This window comes from Rhodopila sp., from assembly GCF_035548095.1.
Classification (GTDB): domain Bacteria; phylum Pseudomonadota; class Alphaproteobacteria; order Acetobacterales; family Acetobacteraceae; genus Rhodopila.
Genome location: NZ_DASZUV010000020.1, coordinates 13037 through 38097, shown reverse-complemented (window position 1 = coordinate 38097; position 25061 = coordinate 13037). Strand labels below are relative to the sequence as shown.

Annotated in this window: 24 protein-coding genes; 11 read left to right on the top strand and 13 right to left on the bottom strand. The window is 68.6% G+C overall.

Annotation, left to right across the window (positions count from 1 at the left end; translation table 11 throughout):
* The first annotated feature begins 256 nt into the window (after positions 1-256).
* From cydD to VHC04_RS14720, 3 genes are all read left to right on the top strand, one after another.
* On the top strand, positions 257-1957 hold the full coding sequence (cydD, locus tag VHC04_RS14730; protein WP_325682544.1) for a thiol reductant ABC exporter subunit CydD: 1701 nt from the start codon (positions 257-259) through the stop codon (positions 1955-1957).
* Entirely contained in the window at positions 1957-3588 is a 1632-nt protein-coding gene (gene cydC / locus VHC04_RS14725) for a thiol reductant ABC exporter subunit CydC (RefSeq protein WP_325682542.1), read from the top strand. Before cydD ends, cydC begins: the two co-directional genes overlap by 1 nt.
* Positions 3589-3866: 278 nt before the next feature.
* Positions 3867-4634, top strand: a complete 768-nt coding sequence (locus VHC04_RS14720) for an MBL fold metallo-hydrolase (RefSeq protein ID WP_325682540.1) — start codon at positions 3867-3869, stop codon at positions 4632-4634.
* Between the two features lie 55 nt (positions 4635-4689).
* Here VHC04_RS14720 and VHC04_RS14715 read toward each other — a convergent pair whose 3' ends face one another.
* The 5 genes from VHC04_RS14715 to VHC04_RS14695 all read right to left on the bottom strand — a co-directional run bounded on the left by VHC04_RS14715 (position 4690) and on the right by VHC04_RS14695 (position 9571).
* Positions 4690-6084, bottom strand: a complete 1395-nt coding sequence (locus VHC04_RS14715; protein ID WP_325682538.1) for an MmgE/PrpD family protein — start codon at positions 6082-6084, stop codon at positions 4690-4692.
* 212 nt (positions 6085-6296) lie between these two features.
* A complete protein-coding gene (locus VHC04_RS14710; RefSeq protein WP_325682536.1) occupies positions 6297-6905 on the bottom strand; it encodes a ComEA family DNA-binding protein in 609 nt (202 codons plus the stop codon).
* Between the two features lie 277 nt (positions 6906-7182).
* A complete protein-coding gene (locus VHC04_RS14705; RefSeq protein WP_325682534.1) occupies positions 7183-7443 on the bottom strand; it encodes a PsiF family protein in 261 nt (86 codons plus the stop codon).
* Positions 7444-7455: 12 nt separating this feature from the next.
* Positions 7456-7869 (bottom strand): YidB family protein, encoded by a 414-nt coding sequence (locus VHC04_RS14700; RefSeq protein WP_325682532.1) that lies wholly within the window; start codon positions 7867-7869, stop codon positions 7456-7458.
* 490 nt (positions 7870-8359) lie between these two features.
* Complete coding sequence (locus tag VHC04_RS14695; RefSeq protein WP_325682530.1) at positions 8360-9571, bottom strand: LLM class flavin-dependent oxidoreductase; 1212 nt, start codon at positions 9569-9571, stop codon at positions 8360-8362.
* 134 nt (positions 9572-9705) lie between these two features.
* Here VHC04_RS14695 and VHC04_RS14690 point away from each other — a divergent pair, with 134 nt between their 5' ends.
* Complete coding sequence (locus tag VHC04_RS14690) at positions 9706-10521, top strand: SDR family NAD(P)-dependent oxidoreductase (protein ID WP_325682528.1); 816 nt, start codon at positions 9706-9708, stop codon at positions 10519-10521.
* Positions 10522-10595: 74 nt separating this feature from the next.
* A complete protein-coding gene (locus VHC04_RS14685) occupies positions 10596-11561 on the top strand; it encodes an alpha/beta hydrolase (protein ID WP_325682525.1) in 966 nt (321 codons plus the stop codon).
* 264 nt (positions 11562-11825) lie between these two features.
* Here VHC04_RS14685 and VHC04_RS14680 read toward each other — a convergent pair whose 3' ends face one another.
* A complete protein-coding gene (locus tag VHC04_RS14680; protein ID WP_325682523.1) occupies positions 11826-12587 on the bottom strand; it encodes an SDR family NAD(P)-dependent oxidoreductase in 762 nt (253 codons plus the stop codon).
* Positions 12588-12707: 120 nt separating this feature from the next.
* Here VHC04_RS14680 and VHC04_RS14675 point away from each other — a divergent pair, with 120 nt between their 5' ends.
* Positions 12708-14594 (top strand): AMP-binding protein, encoded by a 1887-nt coding sequence (locus tag VHC04_RS14675; RefSeq protein ID WP_325682521.1) that lies wholly within the window; start codon positions 12708-12710, stop codon positions 14592-14594.
* 82 nt (positions 14595-14676) lie between these two features.
* On the opposite strand, the gene VHC04_RS14670 is transcribed toward VHC04_RS14675, so the two are convergent.
* The 4 genes from VHC04_RS14670 to VHC04_RS14655 form a co-directional block, all read right to left on the bottom strand.
* Positions 14677-15909, bottom strand: coding sequence for an ABC transporter substrate-binding protein (locus VHC04_RS14670; RefSeq protein ID WP_325682519.1), 1233 nt, complete (start codon positions 15907-15909; stop codon positions 14677-14679).
* Between the two features lie 244 nt (positions 15910-16153).
* Positions 16154-17467, bottom strand: a complete 1314-nt coding sequence (locus VHC04_RS14665; protein ID WP_325682517.1) for an MFS transporter — start codon at positions 17465-17467, stop codon at positions 16154-16156.
* Between the two features lie 186 nt (positions 17468-17653).
* Positions 17654-18514, bottom strand: a complete 861-nt coding sequence (locus VHC04_RS14660) for a CmcJ/NvfI family oxidoreductase (protein ID WP_325682515.1) — start codon at positions 18512-18514, stop codon at positions 17654-17656.
* 152 nt (positions 18515-18666) lie between these two features.
* Complete coding sequence (locus VHC04_RS14655; RefSeq protein WP_325682513.1) at positions 18667-18888, bottom strand: DUF1127 domain-containing protein; 222 nt, start codon at positions 18886-18888, stop codon at positions 18667-18669.
* Positions 18889-18998: 110 nt separating this feature from the next.
* Here VHC04_RS14655 and VHC04_RS14650 point away from each other — a divergent pair, with 110 nt between their 5' ends.
* Complete coding sequence (locus tag VHC04_RS14650; protein ID WP_325682511.1) at positions 18999-19904, top strand: transcriptional regulator GcvA; 906 nt, start codon at positions 18999-19001, stop codon at positions 19902-19904.
* A 72-nt stretch (positions 19905-19976) separates the two neighbouring features.
* Here the strand turns inward: VHC04_RS14650 and VHC04_RS14645 are convergent, their stop codons facing one another.
* Positions 19977-21143, bottom strand: coding sequence for a pyridoxal-phosphate-dependent aminotransferase family protein (locus VHC04_RS14645; RefSeq protein WP_325682509.1), 1167 nt, complete (start codon positions 21141-21143; stop codon positions 19977-19979).
* Positions 21144-21393: 250 nt separating this feature from the next.
* Here VHC04_RS14645 and VHC04_RS14640 point away from each other — a divergent pair, with 250 nt between their 5' ends.
* Both VHC04_RS14640 and VHC04_RS14635 read left to right on the top strand, forming a co-directional pair.
* The gene (locus tag VHC04_RS14640) at positions 21394-22092 is read left to right on the top strand and encodes an SDR family oxidoreductase (protein WP_325682508.1); all 699 of its coding nucleotides are present in this window, start codon (positions 21394-21396) and stop codon (positions 22090-22092) included.
* Between the two features lie 18 nt (positions 22093-22110).
* Positions 22111-22647, top strand: a complete 537-nt coding sequence (locus tag VHC04_RS14635) for a glycine cleavage system protein R (RefSeq protein WP_325682506.1) — start codon at positions 22111-22113, stop codon at positions 22645-22647.
* A 114-nt stretch (positions 22648-22761) separates the two neighbouring features.
* Here the strand turns inward: VHC04_RS14635 and VHC04_RS14630 are convergent, their stop codons facing one another.
* Positions 22762-23172: a GNAT family N-acetyltransferase gene (locus VHC04_RS14630; protein WP_325682504.1), complete on the bottom strand. Its 411-nt coding sequence runs from the start codon at positions 23170-23172 to the stop codon at positions 22762-22764.
* A 63-nt stretch (positions 23173-23235) separates the two neighbouring features.
* The gene (locus VHC04_RS14625; RefSeq protein ID WP_325682502.1) at positions 23236-23946 is read right to left on the bottom strand and encodes a glutathione S-transferase family protein; all 711 of its coding nucleotides are present in this window, start codon (positions 23944-23946) and stop codon (positions 23236-23238) included.
* 60 nt (positions 23947-24006) lie between these two features.
* Here VHC04_RS14625 and VHC04_RS14620 point away from each other — a divergent pair, with 60 nt between their 5' ends.
* Positions 24007-24507 (top strand): disulfide bond formation protein B, encoded by a 501-nt coding sequence (locus VHC04_RS14620; RefSeq protein WP_325682500.1) that lies wholly within the window; start codon positions 24007-24009, stop codon positions 24505-24507.
* Between the two features lie 8 nt (positions 24508-24515).
* On the top strand, positions 24516-25052 hold the full coding sequence (locus VHC04_RS14615) for a demethoxyubiquinone hydroxylase family protein (protein ID WP_413789120.1): 537 nt from the start codon (positions 24516-24518) through the stop codon (positions 25050-25052).
* Positions 25053-25061: the final 9 nt, after the last annotated feature.

The window sequence follows — 25061 nt, the reverse complement described above, 5'->3', positions numbered from 1 at the left end:
GAAACGAATCCGATACTGGAAATGATATTTTGCCCAGCCAGGATGGCGTGCCGGCATCCGCCGTGCCCGGATCGCCTTCGTGGCTGCGTCATTCCGGTGGCCGGCCTCGCGCCTCGCCCGCATCCGCCACCACCTGCATGTCATCGATGGCCCGCGTGAGCTCCATGGCGGGAACGTCACACATGGAAGGAAATTAACCCCCGGCGTTTGATCCATCCCCTGTCGACAGCCGAATCGGTGTTCTATTCCACCCCGCATGGCGAACACCGATCCCGGCAAGGCAGCCGCGAAAACCTGGCTCCGGCAGCAGCAACGCGCCGGCAGTCGTGCCGCCCGGCCTGTCCTGGTCTTGCTGATCCTCAATACGCTCGCCGCCGTCGGCCAGGCGATCGCCCTGGCCCTGGGCTTGACCGACGCGTTGACCGCCGGCGCCGTCTCCTTCGGTCCGATCGCCGTCTTCGCCGGCCTGGCGCTGGTGCGGGTGTGCCTGGTGTACGCCACGGAGCAAGGTGCTTTCGCCGCCGGCGCCGCCGCCCGCCGCCGGTTGCGCACCGACGCGCTGACCCGCTTGCTGGCCGCCGGGCCCGCGCTGCTGCGCCGCCGCCATTCCGGTGACCTCGCCAGCATCGTCGTTGATCGGGTGGAGGCGATGGACGGCCTGTTCTCCCGCTACGTCCCGGCGATGACCTTCGCGCTGGCCGGGCCGGTGGTCGTGCTGCTGGCGGTGCTGTGGATCGACCCCTGGGCGGCGGTCGTGCTGGCGGTCTGCGGCGTGCTGGTGCCAGTCGGCATGGCCGTGGCGGGCATCGGCGCCGCCGCCGCGTCGCGCAGCCAGTTCCTGGCCATGGCGCGGCTGCAGGCGCGGTTCCTGGACCGTGTGCGCGGCATCACCACCATCGTCATGGCCGGCCGCACGGAGGACGAGGCCCGCGACCTCGCCTTGGCCGCCACCGATCTGCGCAAGCGCACCATGCGCATCCTGCGCGTCGCCTTCCTCTCATCGGTGGTGCTGGACCTGGCGGCGGCGGCGGCCCTGGTCATCCTGGCAATTCACTACTTCGTCCTGCTGCGCCCCGGCCAGGAACCGGATCTGGCGGCGCATGTCGGCCCGGCGATGATGGTGCTGCTGCTGACGCCCGAATTCTTCGCCCCGCTGCGCACCTTCGCCGCCGCCTACCAGGACCGGCTGCATGCCACGGGAGCCGCCGAGTCGCTGGTGGATCTGCCGCCGCTGCCGGAACCGGCCCCGGCGCGGGAAACCCGCACCGTCGCCGCCCAGGGCGTGACCATTGCCTTCGACAACGTAACGCTCACCTGGGACCCGGCGCGTGGTCCGGCGCTGGACGGCCTGTCGTTCCGCGTCGCCGCCGGGGAAACGTTGGTGCTGGCCGGACCGTCCGGGGCCGGCAAATCCTCGGTGATCGAGATCGTGCTGGGTTTCGTCCGCCCCGATAGCGGCCGCGTCACCATCAACGGCGCCGACATCACCGACCTCGTGCCGCAGGCGTTGTCGCGCCTGACGGCCTGGATCGGCCAGCGGCCTGTCCTGTTCGCCGGCTCGATCCGCGACAACATCCGCTTCGCCCGGCCGGAGGCCAGCGACGAGGAAGTCAACGCCGCCGCCAAGGCCGCCCGCGTGGAGCAGTTCGCCGCGCTGCTGCCGTCCGGTCTGGAAACGCGCATCGGCGAAGGCGGATATGGCCTGTCCGGCGGCCAGGCGCAGCGCATCGCCATCGCCAGGGCCTATCTGAAGAACGCGCCGCTGCTGCTGCTGGATGAGCCGACCGCGCATCTGGACCCGGCGACGGAGCAGGAGGTGCTGGACAGCCTGAAACGCCTGGCGATCGGGCGCACGGTGATCCTGGCCAGCCACTCCTCGGCCGCCCATGCCTGGGGTGGACGGCGCCTGGACCTGCGGCATGGACAGGCCGTGTCGGTGGCACGGGGGGCTGCGTGATGTTCCAACCGCTTGGCCGCATCCTGGTCCTGTGGCTGCCGCAATTCTGGTGGCTGCTGATCGGCGCCCTGCTGTCGCTGGCCGCGCTGGCCGCCGGCGTCGGGCTGATGGCCTTTGCCGGCGTGACGGTCAGCGCCGCCATCGTGTCCGGCGCGCTGCTCGCGCCGCTGATCCTGCGCTGGATCGGCGGCTTCCGCGTCGTCTCGCGCTACCTGGAGCGACTGGTGACGCATGGCGCGACCTTCCGAGCGTTGGCCGATATCCGCGTCTGGTTCTTCCGCGGCCTGGCGCGCACCGCCGCCGGCGGGCTGGGGTTCCGCCAAGCGGGCGATGTGCTGGGCCGGCTGGTTTCGGATGTGGAGGCGCTGGACGGCCTGTATCTGCGCATCATCCTGCCGCTGGCCGGCGCGGTGCTGCTGCTGCCGGTGCTGGTGATCCTGATCGGCCACCACGCGCCCGCCCTGGCGCTGGAAATCGGGCTGCTGTTCGCGCTCGCCGCGTTTGTCCTGCCCTGGATGGCGGCCCGTGCCTCCGCCGATGCCGGCGCGGCGCTGGCCCGCGCCACCGGCGCGCTGCGGATTGCCGCGCTGGACGCGCTGACCGGCTTGCGGGAGGTGCGTGCCTTCGCTGCCGAGGGCCGCATGCTGGCGAACGTCCAGGCGCAGGAGGCGGCGATGCTGTCGGCGCAGCGCGGCATGAACACGCGCATCTCGCTGGCCGGGACGGCGTCCTTCCTGTGCGCCCAGGCCGCCGTGCTGGCGGTGCTGCTGGCGGCGGGGACGGACCCTGCCGGGGCGATCGCGGCGGCCTTCCTGGTGATCGCGGCGTTCGAGGCGGTCGGCATGCTGCCGCGCGCTGGCGCCGCCGCCGGCCACGCCGCCGCCGCCGCCGCCCGCGTGCTGGAAGCCGCCGACAGCCCGATGCCGGTCGCAGAGCCGGTTGATCCCGTTGCAATGCCCAAGGGCAACTCGCTGCGGTTCGAGGCGGTGCAGTTCCGCTGGCAGCCCGATCGTCCACCGGTGTTCGACGGGTTGACGCTGGAGGTTCCCGAGGGAGCCCGCGTCGCCCTGCTGGGGCCGTCGGGCGCCGGCAAGTCGACCCTGGCGGCATTGGTGCTGAAAGTGGCCGCCCCGCGGTCCGGACAGATTCGGCTGGGCGGCGTCGATATCGCCTCGCTGCCGGCCGCGGCGCTGCGCGCCCGGATCGGCTGGCTGTCCCAGGCGACGCACCTGTTCGATGACACGATCCGGGCAAACCTGCTGCTGGCGGACCCGACCGCGGATGATGCGGCGTTGTGGGCGGCATTGGACGCGGCCCGGATCGGCGATGTGGTTCGGGCCCTGCCGGATGGGCTGGATACCTGGGTCGGCGAGGGTGGCACGCGGTTCTCCGGCGGCCAGGGGCGGCGCCTGGCGCTGGCGCGGACGCTGCTGTCGGACGCGCCGATCCTGATCCTGGATGAGCCTGCCGCCGGCCTCGATGCCGAGACCGAGCGGGCGTTCCTGGAGACGCTGAATGAGACCACGGCCGGGCGCACCGTCATCCTGATCATCCACCGGCTGACCGGCGTGGAGAAGCTGGACCGGATCTTCCGCCTGTCCGGCGGCAAGGCCATCTCGGCCGCCGGATAGAATATTCCGTCACCGGGCAGACTGTTTTTTGATCGTAATATTACCCGTGCGCGGCCGCGCGGAACCGCCATCACCGGTTGTTCTTGCACATTTGACACTTGCACACTTGACACAGGCGTCATGCCGGCCCGGCGGCGACGGGACAGGCGAAGTGGTCGTCGCGGGCGGTTTCCGGCCGAACGGTTTCTTTTTCATGACATTGGCCTCGCCAGTCTGTAGATTGCGCGGCGATGGTCGAAATGAGTGTTCGGTTCTGGGGCACGCGCGGAGGTATCGCGGTGCCGGGATCAACAACACAGCGTTACGGAGGCAATACATCCTGCATCGAGGTCCGATGTGGCGACCATCTCCTGATTCTGGATGCCGGCACCGGTCTGCGGGCGCTGGGAAACGGGCTGCCCGACCAGGTGGATGCGGACCTTCTGCTGACCCACACGCATCTGGATCATATCGTCGGCCTTGGCTTCTTCGAGCCGTTGATGCGGCCCGGAACCCGGCTGCGCCTGCATGGCGGCCATCTGGCGCTGCCGGCGCTCACCTCGGCGCTGTCGGCCGCGCTATCGCCGCCGCTGATGCCGGACCTGTGGTCGCTGGTGGGCAAGGGTCTGTCGATCGGCGTGCTGGCCGCCGGGCGGCCGGTGGAATTGCATCCCGGACTCTCCGTCACCGCGGAGCATCTGCGCCATCCAGGCGGTTCGGTCGGGTTCCGGATCGAGTGGCGGGGACGCTGCGTGGCCTACGTGACCGACACGGAACACGTGCCGGGGCAACCCGACCAGGCCGTGCTTCGCCTTGCTCGGGAAGCCGATATCTTCATTTACGATTGCAACTATACGGATGATGAGTTTGCGCAACGGATCGGCTGGGGCCATTCGACCTGGCAGGAGGGCGTCCGTCTCGCATACGCCGCCGGCGCACGGCGTTTGGTGCTGTTTCATCACGATCCGTGGCGCACCGACGATGCGCTCGACAAGCTGGGCACCGCCGCGGCGGCGGCGCTGCCTGGCACCGTCGCCGCGGCCGAGGGAATGGTCCTGGCGGTGTGAAATCATCGTCCCACCGGTGCCGCTGGCTGAGGTCGATCAGGCGGCGCGGCGTGGATCAGGCAGCTTGGGCGGCGTCGGCGGGTGGGGAGAGCAGGGCGGTGAGTTCCCTGACATCGGCCAGGGTGGCGACGCCCATGAGCGTATCGAACAACGCCGACAGCCGGCCGCGCGGCAGGCTGCGTTCCGCACAGTCGGCGAACTTGCCCCATAGCTCCGCATGGGTCATCGGGTCCCCGGCAGGCCCGCGGCTTGGATAATCGTCCAGCCGGGAGGCGAGGCGGCGCCCGTCGGTCGTCTCCACGACCACTTCCGTGCCCCAGTCCTCCGGCATGTCCGGATGCGGCTGGGCGATGATCTTTGCCATCACCGCGCGGATCGCCGGATCGAAATGCGCCTCGCCCTCAAAATCCGCCAGCTTGACCGAACGGTCCACCAGTGCCCTGGCCACGACGTATTGGATGGAGAACTTGGCGGCGAGCGGGGTGCGCGGATCGGGATTGTTGGTGTGCGGCAGGCGGCGGGCGTGCGGCATCACGGTGATACGGGCGACCTGATCCGGCTTCAGGTCATGATGCCGGGCCAGATCCAGCATGCGCCCGATCGACGGATGCGTGCTGCCGCAGCAGGGATATGGCTTCAGACCGGGATCGCCGGCGCCGCCGCATTCGAAGGGGGCGTACCACTCGTCCAATATGCGCGCCGTTTCATAGGTGCCGGGGCCGTTGAAGACGTCCAGGAAGCCCTGCCTGTGCTCGAACGCGGCCGGATTGGCGGTGAATCCCTCCCGCGCCATCAAGGCCGCGAACACGCCGTTGCGCACCGCGTGGCCGACATGCAGCGGCTTCGTCATGGTGCCAAAATTCGCCTTCAGGCCGGACGCCAGAGAGGCCGCCATGCCCAGCGCCACCGCCGTGCGGTCCACCGGGAGGCCCAGCAGCACTGACGCGCCGGCCACCGTGCCGAAGATGCCCAGCGTGGCGGTCGGGTGCCAGCCTTTCTCATAATGGTGGAAATGCACGCCGCGGGCGATGCGGCATGCGGTTTCGAACCCCACCACATAGGCCAGCACGAGGTCCTGGCCGGAACGCCCCAGCGCCTCGGCCAGCGGGATCAGCGCCGGGACCAGCATGGCGGAGGGATGGCCGCCTAGCGAGGCCGCCACGTCGTCGAAATCCAGCGCATGGGCGGCGACACCATTGACCAGGGCGGCGTCCAGCACGCTGGTGCGCCGGCTGGTGCCGTGAATCAGCGCCGGCCCGTCCGCGGTTGCCACGCCCGGCACGCGCATCAGGATTCGCGGCCCATCCTCCACGATGCCGGCCAGGGTGACGCCGATCGTGTCGACGAAGGCGCTGGCCGCCCAGTCGCGTTCGGCCGTCGGGATGTCGTCAAATCCGATGGCATGGATGCGTTCGGCGATCTGCAACGCCAGGGCAGGGGCTGCGGTCATGGACGTTTTCCTGATGATGGCCAGCCTAGATGATGGCCAGCCCGGATGATAGCCAGTCTGGCGCGGACTATCGCGATGTCGGGGGCAGGTTGGCAATCCCGCAGGGCGGAATTGCCGAACCGGCCCATCCGGCCAGAGCGTCATCCGGTCAGAGCGTCATCCGGTCAGAGCGTCATCCGGCCAGAGCGTCATCCGGCCAGAGCGTCATCCGGTCAGAATGTGACCTTGTCCTTGATCTTCGCCTTGACGCCAGCGTTGACCGAACTGTGGGCCATGCGGGTGTCGAAATCGTTCCAGTCCTTGAACGGGCCTTTCGCGCGCTCCGTCAGGATCGCCTTGGCGCGCGCGGCGCCGATCTGCGGCAGGGCATCCAGCTGTTCCGCCGTCGCCGTGTTCAGGTCGACCTTGCCGCCCGGAGGCAGCTTGCCGGCCTCCGAAGCCGCCGGTTTTGATGCGGCCCTGGCATGCGCGGGCCTGGCGGTGTCCGTGGCCGTGGTGCCGGCGGAGGTCCCCGTGGGGGTGCCAGTGGTCGTGCCAGTGGAGGTGCCAGTGGTCGTGCCGGTGGCCGTACCGGTCGTGTCCGTCGCCGCGGCTTTTGCCTTGTGACCCTTATGGGCCTTGGCCGGGGCTGTCGTGGACGATGGGGACGGGGTCTGCGCTGTGGGTGCCTGTGGGGCGGGTGTCTGTGGGGCGGGTGCCTGTGTGGTGGCGGGTGCCGGCGTTGCCGGGGCGGTTGTCGACTGGGCCAGCGCGCCCGAGACAAGGGTGGCGCCGGCGATCAGCAGGCTGGCGAGAGCGGCGGTGAGTGTCTTCAGGGACATGGCGGCAACCTCTCGGGTGCAAATCTTTTGCGGGCAAGCCGTGTCAGGCCGGGGCGGGAAACGGACGCATGGAAGGCCGGATCGGCCCTGCCATGGTCCAAGCCGTGGGCATAGCGGGCCGTCAGCATGGCGGGCCGCCACGCGCGGCGTTGCGTCCGTGGCCGTCCGGCCGCGCAGCCGGATCGGGTGGCCAACGGGATCGGCGGCCAACGCGATTGACGGCCAGCGCGATCGACGGCCAGCGCGATTGACGACAGCGGGATCCGGGGCAGCGGCATCAGCTCCCGGTGGCGTCGCTGACGCATTTCTTCATGAAACTGGTCTTGGCCGCGCCAGCCAGCTTCTTGTCGGTCGCCTGCGTGGTGCAGGCGGCGGTCGCGTCGGTGGTGCACTTCTTCATGAAGCTGGTCTTGGCCGCGCCGGCCAGCTTCTTGTCGGCTGCCGTGGCGGCGCAACTGGTCGTATCCGCCCGGGCTGTGGCCACCCACGCGCTGCCCATCGCGACCGACAGCATCGCGGCGAGAAAAACTGACTTCATCGGTTGCATCCTTCAGCCAATACCAAACCGGTTCTTCAACAGCGACGCGCCCAGCACCAGAAGCTCCGACCCGCTATTGGCCCGCACTTCCCCATCCGGTGTCAGTCCGTCGACGACGCCGGGCAGATGTTGCGCGATCAGCGGCGCGATCTGGTCCAGCGGCAGTCCCGTCCGTTGTGCAAGCTGCTGCACGAAGCCGGATCCCAGCACTTGCTGGATCGTTTCGGCGCTGATGGGCATGTTCTGTCCATGACCGATCCAGGAACCGACGACCTCGTCCAGGCCGGCGCCGCGCAGCTTGTCCAGGATGCCATTCAGTCCGCCTTGGCTGCCTGCCAGAGTCTCCACCAGCGCGGCATGGGTGGATGCGGCTTCACCGGGTGTTTCACCCGTCAGCGCGTTGAAGACCTGATCGAACAAGCCCATGGCTCCCTCCATGCACGTGTCGTCAAATAAAATTATACAACTTCCGATAGAAATTGGTGGTTTATGAGCCGAGCGACTTCCGATTTTGACCGAAGTCGTCAACAACAGATCATATTTGGCCGGCACCGGCAAATGCCTTCTTCGTGATTTCCCGGAACGATCCGGCGGCGCCATGGTAGCGACGGAACGGCGGCTTTTCGAAGCGCGTTGCAGGGCCGAACGTGACAGGATCGGGCTGAGCCCTGTCACGCTCCCTGATACCCTGGCTGGGGATGCCCCGCGGTCGCCGGCTCCGGGCCATCGCGCTTCAGCTCACCGGGGTCGCGTGCCCGGCCAGGGCTGCCCCCGAAATCGGCGGCTCTTCTTCCCCTTATTCGCGGGGAAAGCGCATCCCGGCCCTGTGAAGGCCAGGAACCGGCGGACCCAGGCGATCGTCATCCGCCCGGCCGAGCCCGCTTGCGGCGGACCCGGGTGGGGTGAGGGGAGTGGCTTATTCCGCCGCGGTGGCCAGCTTGTCGATCGCGACGCCCTTGCCGACGCCGGCGCGTTCCTTGTACGGGGTCGTATCGATATCCTCCAGCACGATCTCGCCCGACAGCACCTTCTGCTTCCAGGCTTGGTGCTCTGCCTCGCGGCCGGTGAATTCCGGCATCACCTCCCTGGCGAACAGCTCCAGGCTTTCGCAGATATGCTCATGAGAATTCTTGCCGGCCTGGTTCAGCAGGATGATCTGGTCGACATGCGAGGATTCGAAGCGCCGCAGCTTTCTGCGGATGGTTTCCGGTGATCCGATCAGGCCGCCGCGCAGGGCCGCTTCCGCCTTCTCGGGGTTTTCCTTCTTCCACTTGTTGTACTCGTCCCACAGGCTGACAGTCCCCGGCTTCGCCCGCTCCCGGTTGCGGGACCCGCTGTAGTAGGCCAGCGAGAACTGGAAGAACGTGACGCCGTCCGCGCGACGGCGGGCTTCCTCATCGGTTTCGGCGCACATGAAATAACTGACCATGGCGATGTTGCAGTTCGACGCATAGTCGGTCAGCTTCCGCTGCCGGCGGGTGAACGAGTTATAGTAGGCATGCACCCAGGCATGCGCCATTTCCGCCGACAGGAACTGGAAGCCCAGCGCGCCGATGCCGCAGCGCCCGGCCAGCTCGATCGTCTCAAGCTGCGAGCAGGCAACCCATAGCGGCGGGTTCGGCTTCTGGATCGGCTTCGGCAGCACGTTCCGCAACGGAAACTTGAAATAGGGGCCGTCATATTCCCAGCCGCCATCCTTGAACATCGGCAGGACGCAGCGCACGCCGTCCTCCCACACCGCCTGCTTTTCCTCCATCGTCCGCTCGAACGGCCCCAGCTCGGTGATCGAGGCGCCTTCACCCATCCCGAACTCGACGCGGCCGTTGCTGACCAGGTCCAGGCAGGCGACCTTCTCGGCAACGCGCGCCGGATGGTTGGTGGTCAGCTGGATGATGCCGTGGCCCAGGCGGATCGTCTTCGTCCGCTGGCTGGCAGCGGCTAGGAACACCTCGGGCTGCGGGGAGTGGGAATATTCCTCCAGGAAGTGATGCTCCACCTCCCAGGCGTAATGATAGCCCAGCTTGTCGGCCAGCTCGACCTGGCTCAGTGCGTCCTGATACAGCTTGTGGTCCGTATCCGCCTCCCAAGGCCGCGGGCTTTGCAGTTCATAGAAAATGCCGAATTTCATCGTTCGCTCCCAAGGGTCCTACTGGCCGGTATTCTACGGCTGGCCGTGATGGGCTGTCGAGGGAAGCCCCGCCGGCGCCCTGGCGCCGCCGCGCGTGGCGGGTAATCTGTCCCGGCAAACAGAGGAAACGACCCATGGAACAACGGCTCATGGAACCAGGCAAAAGACTCACCGGCAAGGTGGCGATCGTCACCGGCGGCGCCTCCGGCATCGGCGCCGAGACCGCTCGGCAATTCGCCCGGCACGGGGCCGCCGTCGTGCTGTGCGACGTGCAGAATGAGGCCGGTCAGGCCGTGGCGCGGGAGATCCAGGAGGCTGGGGGCACCGCGGAGTACCGGCCGCTGGACGTGACGAAGGAGGACCAGTGGATCGCGCTGGTCGCCGACACCGAACACCGATACGGAAAGGTCGACGTGCTGGCGAATATCGCCGGCATCTCCGGCCGGCCCGCCGGGGTCACGGTGTCGCCGGGCGTGATGACCGGCGTTGAAATGAAGGATCAGACGCTGGAAAGCTGGAACCGGATCATGGAGGTCAACAGCACCGGCGTGTTCCTGGGCACCAAGAGCGTCATTCCGGCAATGCAACGCGCCGGCGGCGGGTCTGTCATCAACATCTCGTCCATCTGCGGCATCATCGGCTCCTTCGCCAACGCCGCCTATCACGCGTCGAAGGGCGCCGTGCGCATCTTCTCCAAGTCGGCGGCGATCCAATATGCCAAGGACCAGATCCGGGTGAACTCCATCCACCCCGGCTTCGTCGACACCCCGATGGCGCGGCCCGGGCTGCTGGGCAACGAAAGCGGCAAGGCGAGGATGGACGCCACGCCGCTGGGCCGTTTCGGCAAGCCGTACGACATCGCCATGGGCTGCCTGTACCTGGCATCCGATGAAGCCGCCTGGGTCACCGGTTCCGAACTGGTGATCGATGGCGGGGTGATCGCGAAGTAGCGCGACCGCCCGCCCGATTGCGCCGGCCGGGGTGACGCGATAACTCCGGCCGGATACCGACCGCAGAGGACACCATGGCCGATACTCCGCTGAACCCAGCCCTGTTCCGTGACGACGCGATCGCCGAGGACACCGCCAAGCTGAACCAGGCGATGATCGCGCTGATGACACCGCTGCCGGAGTGGTGGAACGTCGGCGCCCAGGTCACGCGCGACGGCCGACGGTCAGGCCGCGGACCATTCCCCCCGCCGGTGTTTTCCGACCGGGCGGAGGTGAGGACCATCACCGGCCGTGACGGCAACGAAATCCCGCTGCGGGTGGTGCGCCCGAAGGATGGCGGCACGCGCGGGATCTACCTGCACATCCATGGCGGCGGCTGGGTGCTGGGTGCCGCCGACCTGCAGGACCCGATGCTGGAGCAGATCGCCGACGGCACCGGTCTGACAGTGGCCAGCGTCGACTATCGCCTGGCACCGGAACACCCGTACCCGGCCGGCCCCGACGATTGCGAGTCGGCGGCGGCCTGGCTGGCACAGAACGGCAAGGCGGCGTTCGGCACCGATGTCATGACGGTGGGCGGTGAATCCGCTGGCGGACATCTGTCGGCGGTGACGATCCTGCGCATGCGTGACCGTTACGGCATCGCGTTCCGGGGCGCCAACCTGGTATACGGCGTCTACGACCTCAGCATGACGCCCAGCCAGCGCCAGTTCGGCAATACGCGCCTGGTGCTGCGGACCATCGACATGCAGCAATTCTATAATGCCTTCCTGCCGGCGCAACGGGATCGGCAGGTCCCCGACATCTCCCCGCTCTACGCCGATCTGAAAGGCCTGTGCCCGGCGCTGTTCACCGTCGGCACCAAGGATGCGCTGCTGGACGATACGCTGTTCATGTACACGCGCTGGATCGCGGCGGGGAACGAGGCGGACCTGGCCGTCTACCCAGGCGGCGCCCACGGGTTCACGCTCTTTCCGAACCGTCAATATGACGAGGCGTTGGCACGCGGCAACGCATTCCTGCGGGCGGTGACCGGATAGCCGCCACGTCCCCATGTCAGCGTCCCCCATGTCAGCGTACCCCGTGTCAGTGTCCCCCGTGTCAGCGGCGCGGCGCGGTGCGGCCGCGCGCCAGGCCGAAGCCCCGGAACAGCCGCCGCGCCCAACGCGGGGCAGCCAAGGCTGCGGGCCGCGACCGCCGGCCAGAGCGCGATCGCCTGAAGCCGGCGGTGGGAAGGCGTGAATCGCGCTCTTGAATCAAAGAGTTGATAGAGCATGATAGGGTCAACCTGACCCTATCATGCTCTATCGCGGCGCCATGCGCAGCGCGCCATCCAGCCGGATCGTCTCACCGTTGAGGAACCGGTTCTCCACGATATGCGCCACCAGCGCGGCATATTCGGATGGCTGGCCCAGCCGCGGCGGATAGGGAATCGAGGCGCCCAGGCTGCGTTGCGCCTCTTCCGGCAGCGCTTCCACCATCGGGGTGGAGAACAGGCCGGGCGCGATGCTCACCACGCGGACACCGGCGCGCGCCAGTTCGCGGGCCGCCGGCAAGGTCATGCCGACGACACCGGCCTTGGAGGCAGCATAGGCCGGCTGGCCGATCTGGCCCTCATAGGCGGCGATCGAGGCAGTGTTGACGATCACCCCGCGCTCATTCTCCTCCAGCGGGTCGGCCGCGCTCATTTCGGCGGCGGCCAGGCGCAGCATGTTGAAGCTGCCGATCAGGTTGATGCGGATCACCCGCTCGAACGCATCCAGTTTCAGCGGCCCGTCGCGGCCGACCACGCGGCCCGGGGTGCCCACCCCGGCGCAGTTGACCAGCACCCGCACCGGCCCGTGCTTGGCCCGAGCAGCCGCGAAGGCTGCCTCGGCGGCGGCGGCGTCGGCGACGTCGCAGCCAATGCCGATGCCGCCGATCGCCGCCGCCTGCGCCTCGGCCGCTGCCCGGTTGATGTCCACCACTGCCACGCGGGCGCCCAGCGCGGCCAGGTGCGCCGCCGTGGCGGCGCCCAACCCCGATCCGCCGCCGGTCACCATGGCGGCCAATCCATTGATCTGCATCATCCCCTCCTGAAACGAAGGCGGTCAGAAACCACCGGTCGGGACCGCCGCGCAAGCCCGTCCTTGACCCCGCCGCGGTCCCGCCGGACAACGCGGAAACGCAGGGAGGAGCCCAAGCCGATGACCGACCTCACATCCTATGACGAGGCCTATGGCGCCTGGCGGAAGGACCCCGAAGCCTGGTGGGCCGGGGAGGCGGAGGGAATCACCTGGTCGAAACGCTGGCATCGGGTGTTCGATCCGTCGCTGGGTGCCTTTGGCCAATGGTTTGCCGGGGCGGAGCTGAACACCTGCCACAACTGCCTTGACCGGCATGTGGAAGCCGGACGCGGCGGCCAGACCGCGCTGATCTACGACAGCCCGATGACCGGCCAGGTGAAGGCGTTCACCTATGCCGAAATGCTGGGCCATGTGGAGAAGCTGGCCGGCGCGCTGGCCGGACTGGGCGTCGGCAAGGGCGACCGGGTCGTCATCTACATGCCGATGGTCCCCGAAGCCGCCTTTGCCATGCTCGCCTCCGCCCGGCTGGGCGCCATCCACTCCGTGGTGTTCGGCGGCTTCGCCGCGGCGGAGCTGGCGACGCGGATCGAGGATGCGCAGCCCAAGGTCGTCGTCACCGCCTCCTGCGGGCTGGAGCCGGGGCGCGTGGTGAAATACAAGCCGCTGCTGGATGCGGCGATCGCCATGTCGGCGCACAAGCCGTCCAACGTCGTCGTGCTGCAGCGCCCGCAGGCCGAGGCAGCGATGACCGCCGGGCGGGACCTGGATTTTCAGGCGGTCGTGTCGGCCGCCGCGCCGCATGGCTGCGTGCCGGTGCTGGCCACCGATCCGCTGTATATCCTTTACACATCCGGCACGACCGGCAAGCCGAAAGGCGTGGTGCGCGACAATGGCGGCCATGCCGTCGCGCTGTGGAACTCGATGCGGATGATCTACGGCATCGACGCCGGCGACGTCTGGTGGACCGCCTCTGACGTCGGCTGGGTCGTCGGGCATTCCTACATCGTCTATGGCCCGCTGCTGCGCGGATGCACCTCCGTCATGTATGAGGGCAAGCCGGTCGGCACGCCGGATGCCGGCGCTTTCTGGCGTGTCATCGCCCAGCACAAGGCGAAGGTGCTGTTCACCGCGCCCACCGCGATGCGCGCGATCAAGCAGCAGGACCCGGAAGGCAAGCTGGCACGACACTATGACCTGTCGGGGTTCGAGGCGCTGTACCTGGCCGGCGAGCGCTGCGACCCGCCCACCGGCGTCTGGGCGCATGCGTTGCTGGGCAAGCCCGTCGTCGACCATTGGTGGCAGACCGAGACCGGCTGGCCGATCACCGCCGGGTTCCGCCAGTTCGGCCTGTTCCCGTTCAAGCCCGGTTCCGGCGGGCGGCCCTGCCCGGGCTATGACCTGCATGCGCTGGATGATGACGGCAAGCCGCTGCCGCGCGGCACGTCCGGCAATCTGTCGCTGAAGCTGCCGCTGCCGCCCGGCTGCGGACCGACCCTGTGGAACAACGCGGAAGGTTACAAACGGTCCTATCTGTCCGACTTCCCCGGCTGGTATCGCACCGGCGATGCCGGCACGGTGGACGAGGATGGCGATGTCTGGGTGATGGGCCGGACCGACGACATCATCAACGTCGCCGGCCATCGCCTGTCCACCGGCTCGATGGAGGAAGTGCTGGCCTCCCACAAGGATGTCGCCGAATGCGCCGTGATCGGCGCCAGGGACGACTTGAAAGGCCAGGCCCCGATGGGTTTCGTCGTGCTGAAGGCCGGCGTCGACCGCCCGGAGGCCGAGGTGACGGCCGAGTTGGTGGCGCTGGTGCGGGAACGGATCGGTCCGGTGGCGGCCTTCAAGGAAGCCCGGGTCGTCTCGCGGCTGCCGAAGACCAGGTCGGGCAAGATCCTGCGTGCCTCCATCCGCAGGATCGCCGACGGCGAGACCGCACCGGTGCCGCCGACGATCGAGGATCCACAGGCGCTGGAAGAACTGAAATCGATTTTCAGCGCCTGATGCCTGCCGGCGTTGCAAGCTCAGGCAGAGCCTTGCCTGGCCGCGTGCCGCGGTGACCGAGGGTCAGCGCCAGGCCGGCATGCTATGCCGATGAGACGGGGAACTTGCACTTGTCCAGCAAGGGATGCAGGACCTCCGACGCGGGGGTGGTGGCCATCACCTTGTAGAGGTCCCATTCGCCGGTGCTTTCCGCCGGCGTCTTGACCTGCAGCAGGTAGCTCGGGAACTCGCCGCGACCGTCGGCCCGGATGCCGCCCTTGCCGAAGGCGTCGTCCTCGGTCGGCAGACCTTTCATGCGCGCGACGGTGGCCCGCCCGCTTTTCTTCGCGTTCGCCGCACCCATCGCGTGGACTGTCTTCAGATAATGCAGCGTGATCGCATAGGCGGCGGCATGCGCCTGGCTGGGATAATTGTTGGTCCCGATCCGGGGCAGGACACGCTTGGTGAACGCACGCGTGCGATCGTTCATGTTCCAGTAGAACGGCTCGCTGGTGATCAATCCCTGCGCGGTCTTCAATCCCACCGAATGCACGTCCTGCAGGAACATGATCAGCGGCGCGATCGTCATCGTCTTGTTCAAGCCGAACTCGTCAGCCTGCTTGATGCAGTTGACGGTGTCGAGCCCCGCGTTCGCCAGGCCCAGCACCTGTGCGCCGGATGCGGCGGCCTGCTGCAGGAAGCCGGAAAAATCGGTCGTTTCGGGAAACGGATAGCGGATGTCGCCCTTCACCTGGCCGCCTCCCTTGCGCACCACATCGGCGGTCTGTTCCGCGAGCGAATGACCGAAGACGTAATCGGCGGTGACGAACACCCAGCTCGTCTTGCCCTGCTTCATCAGGGCACCGCCGGTCGAATGCGCCTTTTCATATGTATCGAAGCACCAGACGATCGTATTGGGGCTGCACTGATCGGCCGTGATCTCCATCGCCGCGGCACTGGCGTTCAGCATGATCTTGTCTTTCTCGCGGGCAATCTGGGACACCGCGAGCGCGACCGAGGATGTCGGTACATCGATGATCGCATCGACCCCTTCATCGAACCATTGCCGAGCGATGGAGGAGGCGACATCCGGTTTGTTCTGATGGTCGGCGGACCGGAACGCGACGGTGAATCCCGGCGAATGCGCGGCGATTTCGGCGATGGCCTGCTGCGCGCAGGCGATCGAGGTCGGGCCGGTATTGTCGCGGTAGGTGCCGGACAGGTCGGTCAGCACGCCGACGCTGATGGTCGGAGGCGACGCCGCCCGAGCGCGGAGGATGGGGACGCTGGAAAGGGCAGCCGCGGAGCCAAGGATATGGCGTCGGGTGATGGTCACACGTGAACTCCCTGGAATAGTTTATTTTTTAGAGATCGGGACCATAGCCGTGGCACTGTTTCTCGAAAATGGAAGATATGTATCGTATTGTGTCGACCGACACAGGCGGCGCACCCGCGGCATGGCGTTGGGCATGGCGTTGGTCGCGCCCGCGGCGTGCAGCCGGTGGCTCGGCCGGGGCGCCGAGCCGAGTGCAACCATACGGGGAAAGAAACGGAATGCGCGCGCAACCATCGCCCGGCGGTCACCGGCCGACCCGCGCGCGTCCCGGCACCGACCGTATCTTGCGTGGCGACGCCATCCACACCGACGCGGCCGAGACCGCGCAGCACAGGATGGCGATCAGAAACGCCACTTGGTAGCTGCCGGTCCGGTCGTGGATCAGGCCGGTCACCCAGGGGCCGAGCGCTCCGCCGCAGATCGCGGCGATGTTGATGGTGCCCATGATGGAGCCGTAATGGGGACCTTCGAAGATCTCCAGCACGATCGGCCCCATGACCGAGGTCAGGCCATAGCCCAGGCAGCCTTGGGCGAGCACCATCAGGTAGAGCAGCGCCGGTGACGGCGTGTGCTCCAGCGCGATCAGGGCGGCGTAGCAGATGGCGAAGCCCAGGCAGGCGATGGCCCATACCGCCTCGCGGCCGATACGGTCGGACAGCGCGCCGAGGCCGATCTGGCCCGGAATGCCGACCAGGCTGACGATTCCCAGTGCCCAGGCGGCGGTAAGCGGGCTGAACCCGACCTCGACCAGGTATTTCGTCTGGTGGACCTGCACGCCGTACCAGACGAACAGCGCCATGCAGAACCCCAGGCTCAGCCACCAGAACCGCCCGGTGCGGATGGCGCGGCGCAGCGTCCAGCCGATGCCGGTCCAGGCGGGGTCGACGATATGGGCCGCGCCGCGGCCAGGCCGGGCCGCGTCGATGGAGCGGACACCGTCCGGTAGTAGGCCCACATCCGTCGGACGGCGCCAGACCAGCAGGTTCAGCGGCGCCAGCACGATCAGCGCCAGCAGGCCCATGGCGTGACTTGCCGCGCGCCAGCCTTGCTGCACGATCAGCGATTGCAGCCAGGGCAGCAGGATCACGGCCCCGATGCCGACGCCAGAAAACGCCAGCCCCATCGCCAGCCCGCGCCGCCGCACGAACCAGTTCGGCACATACAGCGACTGGACCGTGTAGCCGGCCAGGTTGGTGCCGCAGCCGACCAGCACGCCCAGTGTCAGGTAAAGCTGCCACGGCCTGGCGATCCACGGTGCCAGCAGCAGCCCGCTCGACATCAACGCGACGCCGGCCAGGATCACCACGCGGGGCCCCTGCCGGTCCATCATCCGCCCGGCAATCGGGCTCAGGAACGCCGAGACGAGGAACCCGAAGGAGAAGGCGCCCGCGACCTCTCCGCGGTCCCACCCGAACTCCTGGATCAGCGGCGGCAGCAGCAGGGAGAAGGCGGTGCGCGCGGTGACCCCGATGGCCATGGTGACGAAGGCGACGCCGATGATCACCCAGCCGAAATAGAAGGGCAGGTGCGCCGGCCAGCGCGGGGTCGCGGATGTCATCGTCCTGCTCCGGAGCGTCGAAAATGCCCCGGTGCGGGGCGTCCATCTTGGCCGATCAGGTCGGCGATATGGCGGATGGCGTCAAGCTCGGAGACATCGGCGCGGGCGGGCGGCCTGCCGGAAAACGCAGGCCGCCACCTTGCGCGCCACCACCGTGCGCATCATGCACCGCCATCGCGGCGGTCTTCATCCGGCCGGGTGAAACACCAGTGACCGGATCTCGATGCTCTCGCGCGGCAGCACATCGGCCGGCGCCGTCGGGTCCTCGAACGCGGAGTGCGGCATGAAGCGCGACCGTCCGTCGGTCGCGGAGTCGTAACATTTCAGCAGCAGGGCTTCATCCCGCTGCATCTCCGGCACGTAGAACCAGCGATGCGCCGGATTGAACCGCACGCTGTAGATCTCGCCGACACGGTCGCGGTAGATCAGGTCCGACGCCACCAGATCGTCCGGTCCGACCGACCGCGTGTCGCACAACGCCAGCGGCGCGTCGCGCAGCGGGCCACGGATCGGGCGCCACAGGTTGATCACCTGCACACGGCCCTTCAGCAGTTCCTCCGCCGCATCGCCGAAGAAGTCGCGGACCCGCTGGGCACCCGACTTCTCGGTGTGATCGACATGGACCCGCGTCGCCGGCTGGCGCGGCGTCCCGGCAGAGCGATCCTCCGCGCCATGCACCCGGCGGCGCACGGTGTGATCGAAGATGAAGACCCGGCTGGCGCCGGTCGCCTCGGCGATCAGCCGCTCGGTCTCGGGGTAGTAGTAGCGGCGGATCGCGTCCTCGTCGCCGAAATCCCCCATCGCCGTCGGCGCGTGCAGCAACACGAATCCCCCCCGGTCCAGCTCCAGCGTGCCGGCGATCGGCCGCAGATCGTGGATCGGCACCAGGCGAGTATCCTGGACGATGTTGGTCCGTTTCGTCCCGGCCGGCGGGTCGAAGGTATAGGTGAACGGCCGCTCCGCCGAAGCGGCGGTGTAGTGCAGCGCCGCTTCCACATGCGCCAGCGCGCCGAGATCGGGGTCCAACTGGGAAACCACATGATTCATTGCAGAGTCTCCGGAACTAGAACGTGCTCGTTTGAAGCCGGCGGCCGCGACGCGGGGATCGCGCCCTTGAAGCAAAGAGGAAGCAAGGAGGAGCGGAGCGTGGGAGGAGCGGAGCATGGCAGGGTCGGACCGACCCGTCATGCCCGGGCCTTTCAGTCCCGCCAGAACGGCCGGGCGAGTTCGCGTTCGATCTCCCAACGCGCGATGCCGGTATCCTCGATATCGCGCTCGGACATGCGGGCAAACGTCGCCCGCCCGCGCCGCCGCTCGGTCCAGACATCGAACAGGTGCTGCATCCGCGTCAGCAGGCCGGGTGGGGCAGGGATCGTCGCTGCCTGAGAAATTGTCAGGGATTCGTGGCTGCAGAAAGCCATGCTGTGCCTCCAGATTGGATGGTCAGCACCAGAACTGGGTTCGTAGCGGGTATCCGCAAACGACGAATTGTCAGCTTTCAGATGACATAAATTCATGATACGCGTGAGCGATGTTGCCCTCCCTGAACGGCCTGCGCGCCTTCGAGGCCGCCGCCAGGCACATGAGCTTCACGTTGGCCGCGGCGGAGCTGAACGTCACCCAGACCGCGATCAGCCATCAGATCCGCCGGCTGGAGGAGCAGCTGGGCCTGACGCTGTTCATCCGCCGCAACCGTGCCCTGGCGCTGACCGCGGAAGCGCGGGACTATCTGCCCTCCATCCGCTCCGCCTTCGACGACCTGCGGAAAGCCACGGACCGGCTGCGCCGCGCGGATCAGGAGGGGGTGCTGACCGTCACCACCACCGCCTCGCTGGCGGCGAAGTGGCTGGTCGGACACGTGGCCGCCTTCCAGGAAGCGCATCCGGCGATCGAGGTGCGGCTGACCACATCCGCGCATCTGGTGGATTTCCGGCGGGAGGACGTGGATATCGGCATCCGCTATGGGCGCGGGTCCTGGCCGGGCCTGCGCGCCGACTGGCTGCTGGCGGAGCACCTGTTTCCGGTCTGCCACCCGTCGCTGCTGACTGGTCCGGCGCCGCTGCGCAGCCCGGCGGACCTCGCCAACCACACGCTGCTGCACACCACGACGTCGCGGGAGGACTGGCAGGTCTGGCTGACGGCCGCCGGCCTGCCGGCCACCGCCGCCGCCCGCCGCGGTCCGGTGTTCGACCAGTGGTTCATGGCGATCCAGGCGGCGATGGAGGGGATGGGAGTCGCGCTGGGCCGCACCCACCTGGTCGCGGCCGACATCGCCGCCGGCCGCCTCGCGGTGCCGTTCGACACGGTGCTGCCGCAGGACGCCGGCTACTATGTCGTCAGCCTGGACAGCAGGGCGGACAGCCCGAAGATCACGCTGTTCCGGGACTGGCTGCTGAAGGCCGCGCGGGCGACGCCCGTCACCCAGCCGCCGGTCTGACCGCGGCCGCGCTGTCGTCCCGGCCCTACCGCCGGACCGGCGGCCAGACCGGCCCTACCGCCGGATCGGCGGTCAGTCCGTCGAGGCCAGATAGGCCATCGCTGCCAGCACCCCGCCGGCCTTGTGCGGAATGCCGGCGGCCCGCAGGCCCATCTCCACGCCGGTCAGCGCGCCGGTCAGCGACAGCACACCCAGGTCGCCCATATGGCCGATGCGGAAGACCTTGTCGTCGATCCGGCCCAGCCCGTTGCCCAGGCTCATGTTGTAGCGCTCCAGGATCACCGCGCGCAGCTTGTCGGCGCTGTGGCCGTCCGGCACGCGGATCGCGGTCACGCCCGGCGCATAGGCGCCCGGATCGGCGCATTGCAGCTCCAGCCCCCAGCCATGGGCGGCGCGGCGCGTCGCTTCCGCATAGCGGGCGTGGCGGGCGAAGACTCTCGGGAAACCTTCCTCCTGCATCATGCGGATCGCTTCGTGCAGGCCGAACAGCAGCGACATCGCCGGGGTATAGGGGAAGAAGCCGGTCTTGTTCGCCGTCACCAGCGGTTCCCAGTCCCAGTAGCTGCGGCGCGATCCGCCGGCGCGGGAGGCGGCCAGTGCCTTGTCGCTGATCGCGGTGAAGGACAGGCCCGGCGGCACCATCAGGCCCTTCTGCGAGCCGGCGATCGTGACGTCCACGCCCCAGTCGTCATGCCGATACTCGCAGCAGCCCAGCGAGGAGATGGCGTCCACCATCAGCATCGCCGGATGCTGGTGCATCGCCTGGCGCACGGCGGGAATGTCGGACATGCAGCTGGTGGAGGTTTCGGAATGCACCACGAACACCGCCTTGATCCGGTGCTCCCGGTCCTGTTCCAGGACCTGCTCGATCGCCGCGGGATCGGCGCCGTGCCGCCAGTCGGTCTCCAGGGCAACCACGTCCAGGCCGAAGCGCAGGGCCATCTGTTCCCAGAGATGGGCGAACTGGCCGGTGCGGTTCACCAGCACCCGGTCGCCCGGCGCCAGCGTGTTGACCAGGGCCGCCTCCCACGCGCCGGTGCCCGAGGACGGATAGATGCCGATGATGCCCCGGGTCTGGAATACCTCCTGCATCTGGGCGATCACGGCGCGGCCCAGCGCGCCGAATTCCGGCCCGCGATGGTTGATGCCGTTACGGTCCATCGCCCGCAGCACCCGGTCCGGCACGTTGCTCGGTCCAGGCGTGTGCAGGAAATGGCGGCCAGAAACGAACTCGGACATGGCGATGAAATCCTCCAAGGCCGTGGCTCCAAGCACGGCGCCGGCAGGATGACAATCATCGAACCCGTATGGGTGGAATGCGTTGCCGGGAGCATGCCCCCTTCGCGAACCGCGCGGCGATCCGTAGGGTGCGGAGGCAGGACAGGCTAATGTTCCGGGTGTCCCGGTTCAGACATCCGCCCCGGCCCGGCGGCGGCGGTGATGTCGGACCGGGCGGGCTGCTGAGCCACGACGCGAGCGGGAGGGTTTCATGTTCACCGATCTGCCCATCATCGTTACCGGCGCGGCCGGCAATGTCGGCGGCGCGGCGGCACGGCTGCTGGCCGAGCGGGGCGCCCGCGTCGCTGCCGTGGACATGGTGAAGGACAGGCTGGAGGCGGCGGTGGCTGCGCTGCCGCATGCCGAAAGGCACCTGGCCTGCGCCGGGGTCGACCTGCTGGACCCGGCGGCCTGTGCCGCGCTGGTCGCGCGGGTCACCGCGTCCTTCGGCGGGCTCTATGGCGTGGTCACCACGGTCGGCGGCTTTGCCATGGCGCCGCTGGATCAGACCGGCCTGGCGGACTGGGACAGGATGTTCGCTCTGAACGTGAAGACCACCTGGGCTATCTACCAGGCCGCGGTGCCGGCGCTGCGGGCGCGTGGCGGCGGCGCCCTGGTCGGTGTCGGCAGCGTCGCCGGGCTGAAGGGCGGCGCGCAGATGGCGCCCTATGCGGCGACCAAGGCGGCGGTGCTGCGCCTGACCGAAAGTCTCGCCGATGAGCTGCGGTCGGAGCATATCCGGGTCAACGCGGTGATGCCGACGACCATCGATACGCCGCAGAACCGGGCCGCGATGCCGGACGCCGATACCACGCGCTGGGTCACGCCGGAGCAGGTGGCCGAGACCATGCTGTTCCTGCTGTCCGGCGCCGCCAGCGGCGTGACCGGCCAGCTGGTGCAGGTCGGCTGAGCAGGCAGGAGGCCGCGCATGGCATCGCTGATCCTGACCGTGGTGGGTCCCGACCGGCCCGGCCTCGTCAACATGCTGTCCCACGCCGTGGCGGCGCGCGGCGGCAGCTGGCTGGAAAGCCGGATGGCGCGCCTGGCCGGCCAGTTCGCCGGCATCGTGCGGGTGGAGGCGCCGGAATCCCTGCTGGACGATCTGCCGGCGCTGGAGCGCGAGGGGCTGCGCATCGCCGGCCAGCTGGTGGGCGCTGAAGCGCCGACCGTCCGGTCGGGTGAGGCGCTGGCGCTGGAGGTCGTTGGCAACGACCGGCCCGGCATCGTCCGGGACGTCACCGCCATCCTGGCCGGCAGCGGCGTGAACATCGAGGAACTGGCGACGCATGTGGAGGATGCCTCGTTCTCCGGCGGCACGCTGTTCCGCGCGGTGGCGCGGCTGCGCGCGCCGACCGCCGCCTCGATCGACGCGGTCCGCACCGGGCTGGAAACCCTGGGCAACGACCTGATGGTGGATATCCGCCCGGCCGCCGACACCACGGGCACCGATCCCCAGACCGGATGACGACGTCCGGATGACGACGTCCGGATGACGGCGGCCGGATGACGACGGCCGGCGCGACGATGTCCGCCGGGGGCGCGACGATGCCAGGGGGCGCGCCGGATGGGCTGCCGCCTGCTACCGCTCCCGCTTGAACATGAACGCGTTGTCCGGCTGCGGCATGCCGATGGCGCGGTAGAACGGCATCGCGTCCGGCGCCGACAGCAGCAGGCACATCGTTTCCGGCCCGGCGAGCCGTCGCGTCTCGGCGATCAGCCGGCGGCCGATGCCCTGGCCCTGGCATGCCCTGTCCACCGCCAGGTCCGACAGGTAGCAGCAATAGGCATGGTCGGTCAGCGCGCGGGACACCCCCACCAGCCGGCCGGACTCGTCCCTGGCGGTGACGATCAGGGTGGCATGGGCCAGCATGCGCTCGATGCGCGGGCGATCGGCCACCGGCCGCCGCTCCGCCAGGCCGGAGGCCTGCAGCACGGCGATGAATTCGTCGGCCGACAACGCGGGTTCCTGCGCATAGCGGATGGTGCTCATCGAATGGGACCTTGGGGATGGGACCTTGGGGATGGGACCTTGGCGCGTGAGGAGACGGGCGGTTCAGGTGATCGGGCAGCCGACGATGTGCTGCCGATAGGCCGGGCGCTGGCACAGCCGGTCGTACCAGGCGCGCAGCGCCGGCAGCTCCGGACGGTTCAGGCCGAGATAGTCGATGTTGAACCAGCGATGCGCGTGGACGCCCCATGGAATGTCGCACAGGGTGAAATCCGGCCCGGCGATGAACGCATGGCGTTCCAGCCGCGGCTCGATATAGCGCCAGGCCTTGGCGGTATCCGCGATGGCGGCGGCGATCGCCGGCATGTCGCGCTGGTCCGCCGGCGTGCGCACCAGGCCCCAGAATACCTGGCTCATCGGCCGGTTCAGCAGGGTCTGCTGCGCGTCCATCCAGCGATCGATATGGGCGCGCGCCTGCGGTTCCGCCGGCCACAGCGCGCCGCCGCCGGCATGGACCGACCCCAGGTAGCGCACGATGGCGTTGCTTTCCCACAGGGTGAAATCGGCCTCCTGCAGCGTGGGCACCAGCCCGGTGGGGTTCATCGCGCGATAGGACGCCGTATCGGTCTGGCCGAACGCGCCGCCGACATCGATCCGCTCGAACGGCAGGTCGAGTTCCCCCAGTGCCCACAGCACCTTCATCACGTTGCTGGATGACGCGCGTCCCCAGACGATGCGTTGCTGACTGCCGCCCATGCCCTGGCCCTTCCCGATGCCGCCGTTGCGCGGCGGCATGGTTCCCGTGTTCACCGTCATTCGCAAGCTGCCACGTGATGAGATCTTGCCACCGCCGCGCCGTGGGCGCACATCGCGTACATGCGCCGCCGCCCCTCGACGCGCCCGATCGCCCTGACCGCGGCCCTGCTGGGCGCGCTGGCGCTTGGTTTCGCCTATGTGCTGGAGGATTGGGGCGGGCTGGTGCCTTGCGCCCTGTGTCTGCTGGAGCGCTGGCCATACCGGATCGTCATCGTGCTGGGTCTCGTCGCCGCCATTCTGCCGCGACGGCCGGCGCGGGTGCTGCTGGCGCTGGCGGTGGTGGCGCTGCTGTTCGATGCCGCCGTCGGCTTCGTGCATGTCGGGGTCGAGTTCGGCTGGTGGCCCAGTCCGCTGCCGGAATGCGCGGCACCCCGTTTCCAGGGCGGCTCGATCGCCGACCGCCTGGCCTCGATGCCGGACCGTCCGGCAAAGCCGTGCGATGACCCGACCTTCCTGCTTCCTGGCGTGCCGGTCTCGGTGGCGGCGGCGAACATGGTGTTTGCCCTGGCGTTTGCCGTGGGCCTCGGACTCTCCCTGCGCGAAAGGCGGCGCTACCACTGATGCGGAATATGCCGAACCTGCCTGGTGATCTTTCGGTGCGCCGGCGTGCCGAACGCATGATCCGTGTCGATCAGGCCGGCGAATACGGCGCCGCCCGCATCTATACCGGCCAGCTGGCGGTGCTGGGGCGGGGACCGAAGGGCGACCTGTTGCGCCACATGGAGGCGCAGGAGCAGGTGCACCTGGACACGTTCAACACGCTGATCGTGGAACGGCGGGTGCGGCCCACCGCGCTGCTGCCGTTCTGGCACCTGGCCGGCTTCGCGCTGGGCGCGGTGACCGCCGCGATGGGGGCGAAGGCGGCGATGGCCTGCACCGTGGCGGTGGAGGAAACCATCGATGCCCATTACGCCCGGCAGATCGAGGAGACCGACGAGGTGGCGCCCGACCTGCGGGAGACGCTGGAGACCTTCCGGCGGGAAGAGCTGGAACATCGCGACATCGGCCTGGAGAACGGGGCGGAGCAGGCGCCGGCCTACCGGCTGCTGACCGGGCTGATCAAGGCCGGTTGCAGAGCGGCGATCGCCATCAGCGAACGGGTGTGACGTCGGCGG

Bases quoted from the DNA above. Each gene is read 5' to 3' on its own strand.
- cydD (WP_325682544.1), top strand. From the start codon at position 257: ATGGCGAACACCGATCCCGGCAAGGCAGCCGCGAAAACCTGGCTCCGG.
- cydC (WP_325682542.1), top strand. From the start codon at position 1,957: ATGTTCCAACCGCTTGGCCGCATCCTGGTCCTGTGGCTGCCGCAATTC.
- VHC04_RS14715 (WP_325682538.1), bottom strand. From the start codon at position 6,084: ATGACCGCAGCCCCTGCCCTGGCGTTGCAGATCGCCGAACGCATCCAT.
- VHC04_RS14710 (WP_325682536.1), bottom strand. From the start codon at position 6,905: ATGTCCCTGAAGACACTCACCGCCGCTCTCGCCAGCCTGCTGATCGCC.
- VHC04_RS14705 (WP_325682534.1), bottom strand. From the start codon at position 7,443: ATGAAGTCAGTTTTTCTCGCCGCGATGCTGTCGGTCGCGATGGGCAGC.
- VHC04_RS14700 (WP_325682532.1), bottom strand. From the start codon at position 7,869: ATGGGCTTGTTCGATCAGGTCTTCAACGCGCTGACGGGTGAAACACCC.
- VHC04_RS14695 (WP_325682530.1), bottom strand. From the start codon at position 9,571: ATGAAATTCGGCATTTTCTATGAACTGCAAAGCCCGCGGCCTTGGGAG.
- VHC04_RS14690 (WP_325682528.1), top strand. From the start codon at position 9,706: ATGGAACAACGGCTCATGGAACCAGGCAAAAGACTCACCGGCAAGGTG.
- VHC04_RS14685 (WP_325682525.1), top strand. From the start codon at position 10,596: ATGGCCGATACTCCGCTGAACCCAGCCCTGTTCCGTGACGACGCGATC.
- VHC04_RS14680 (WP_325682523.1), bottom strand. From the start codon at position 12,587: ATGCAGATCAATGGATTGGCCGCCATGGTGACCGGCGGCGGATCGGGG.
- VHC04_RS14675 (WP_325682521.1), top strand. From the start codon at position 12,708: ATGACCGACCTCACATCCTATGACGAGGCCTATGGCGCCTGGCGGAAG.
- VHC04_RS14665 (WP_325682517.1), bottom strand. From the start codon at position 17,467: ATGACATCCGCGACCCCGCGCTGGCCGGCGCACCTGCCCTTCTATTTC.
- VHC04_RS14660 (WP_325682515.1), bottom strand. From the start codon at position 18,514: ATGAATCATGTGGTTTCCCAGTTGGACCCCGATCTCGGCGCGCTGGCG.
- VHC04_RS14655 (WP_325682513.1), bottom strand. From the start codon at position 18,888: ATGGCTTTCTGCAGCCACGAATCCCTGACAATTTCTCAGGCAGCGACG.
- VHC04_RS14650 (WP_325682511.1), top strand. From the start codon at position 18,999: ATGTTGCCCTCCCTGAACGGCCTGCGCGCCTTCGAGGCCGCCGCCAGG.
- VHC04_RS14645 (WP_325682509.1), bottom strand. From the start codon at position 21,143: ATGTCCGAGTTCGTTTCTGGCCGCCATTTCCTGCACACGCCTGGACCG.
- VHC04_RS14640 (WP_325682508.1), top strand. From the start codon at position 21,394: ATGTTCACCGATCTGCCCATCATCGTTACCGGCGCGGCCGGCAATGTC.
- VHC04_RS14635 (WP_325682506.1), top strand. From the start codon at position 22,111: ATGGCATCGCTGATCCTGACCGTGGTGGGTCCCGACCGGCCCGGCCTC.
- VHC04_RS14630 (WP_325682504.1), bottom strand. From the start codon at position 23,172: ATGAGCACCATCCGCTATGCGCAGGAACCCGCGTTGTCGGCCGACGAA.
- VHC04_RS14625 (WP_325682502.1), bottom strand. From the start codon at position 23,946: ATGACGGTGAACACGGGAACCATGCCGCCGCGCAACGGCGGCATCGGG.
- VHC04_RS14620 (WP_325682500.1), top strand. From the start codon at position 24,007: ATGCGCCGCCGCCCCTCGACGCGCCCGATCGCCCTGACCGCGGCCCTG.
- VHC04_RS14615 (WP_413789120.1), top strand. From the start codon at position 24,516: ATGCCGAACCTGCCTGGTGATCTTTCGGTGCGCCGGCGTGCCGAACGC.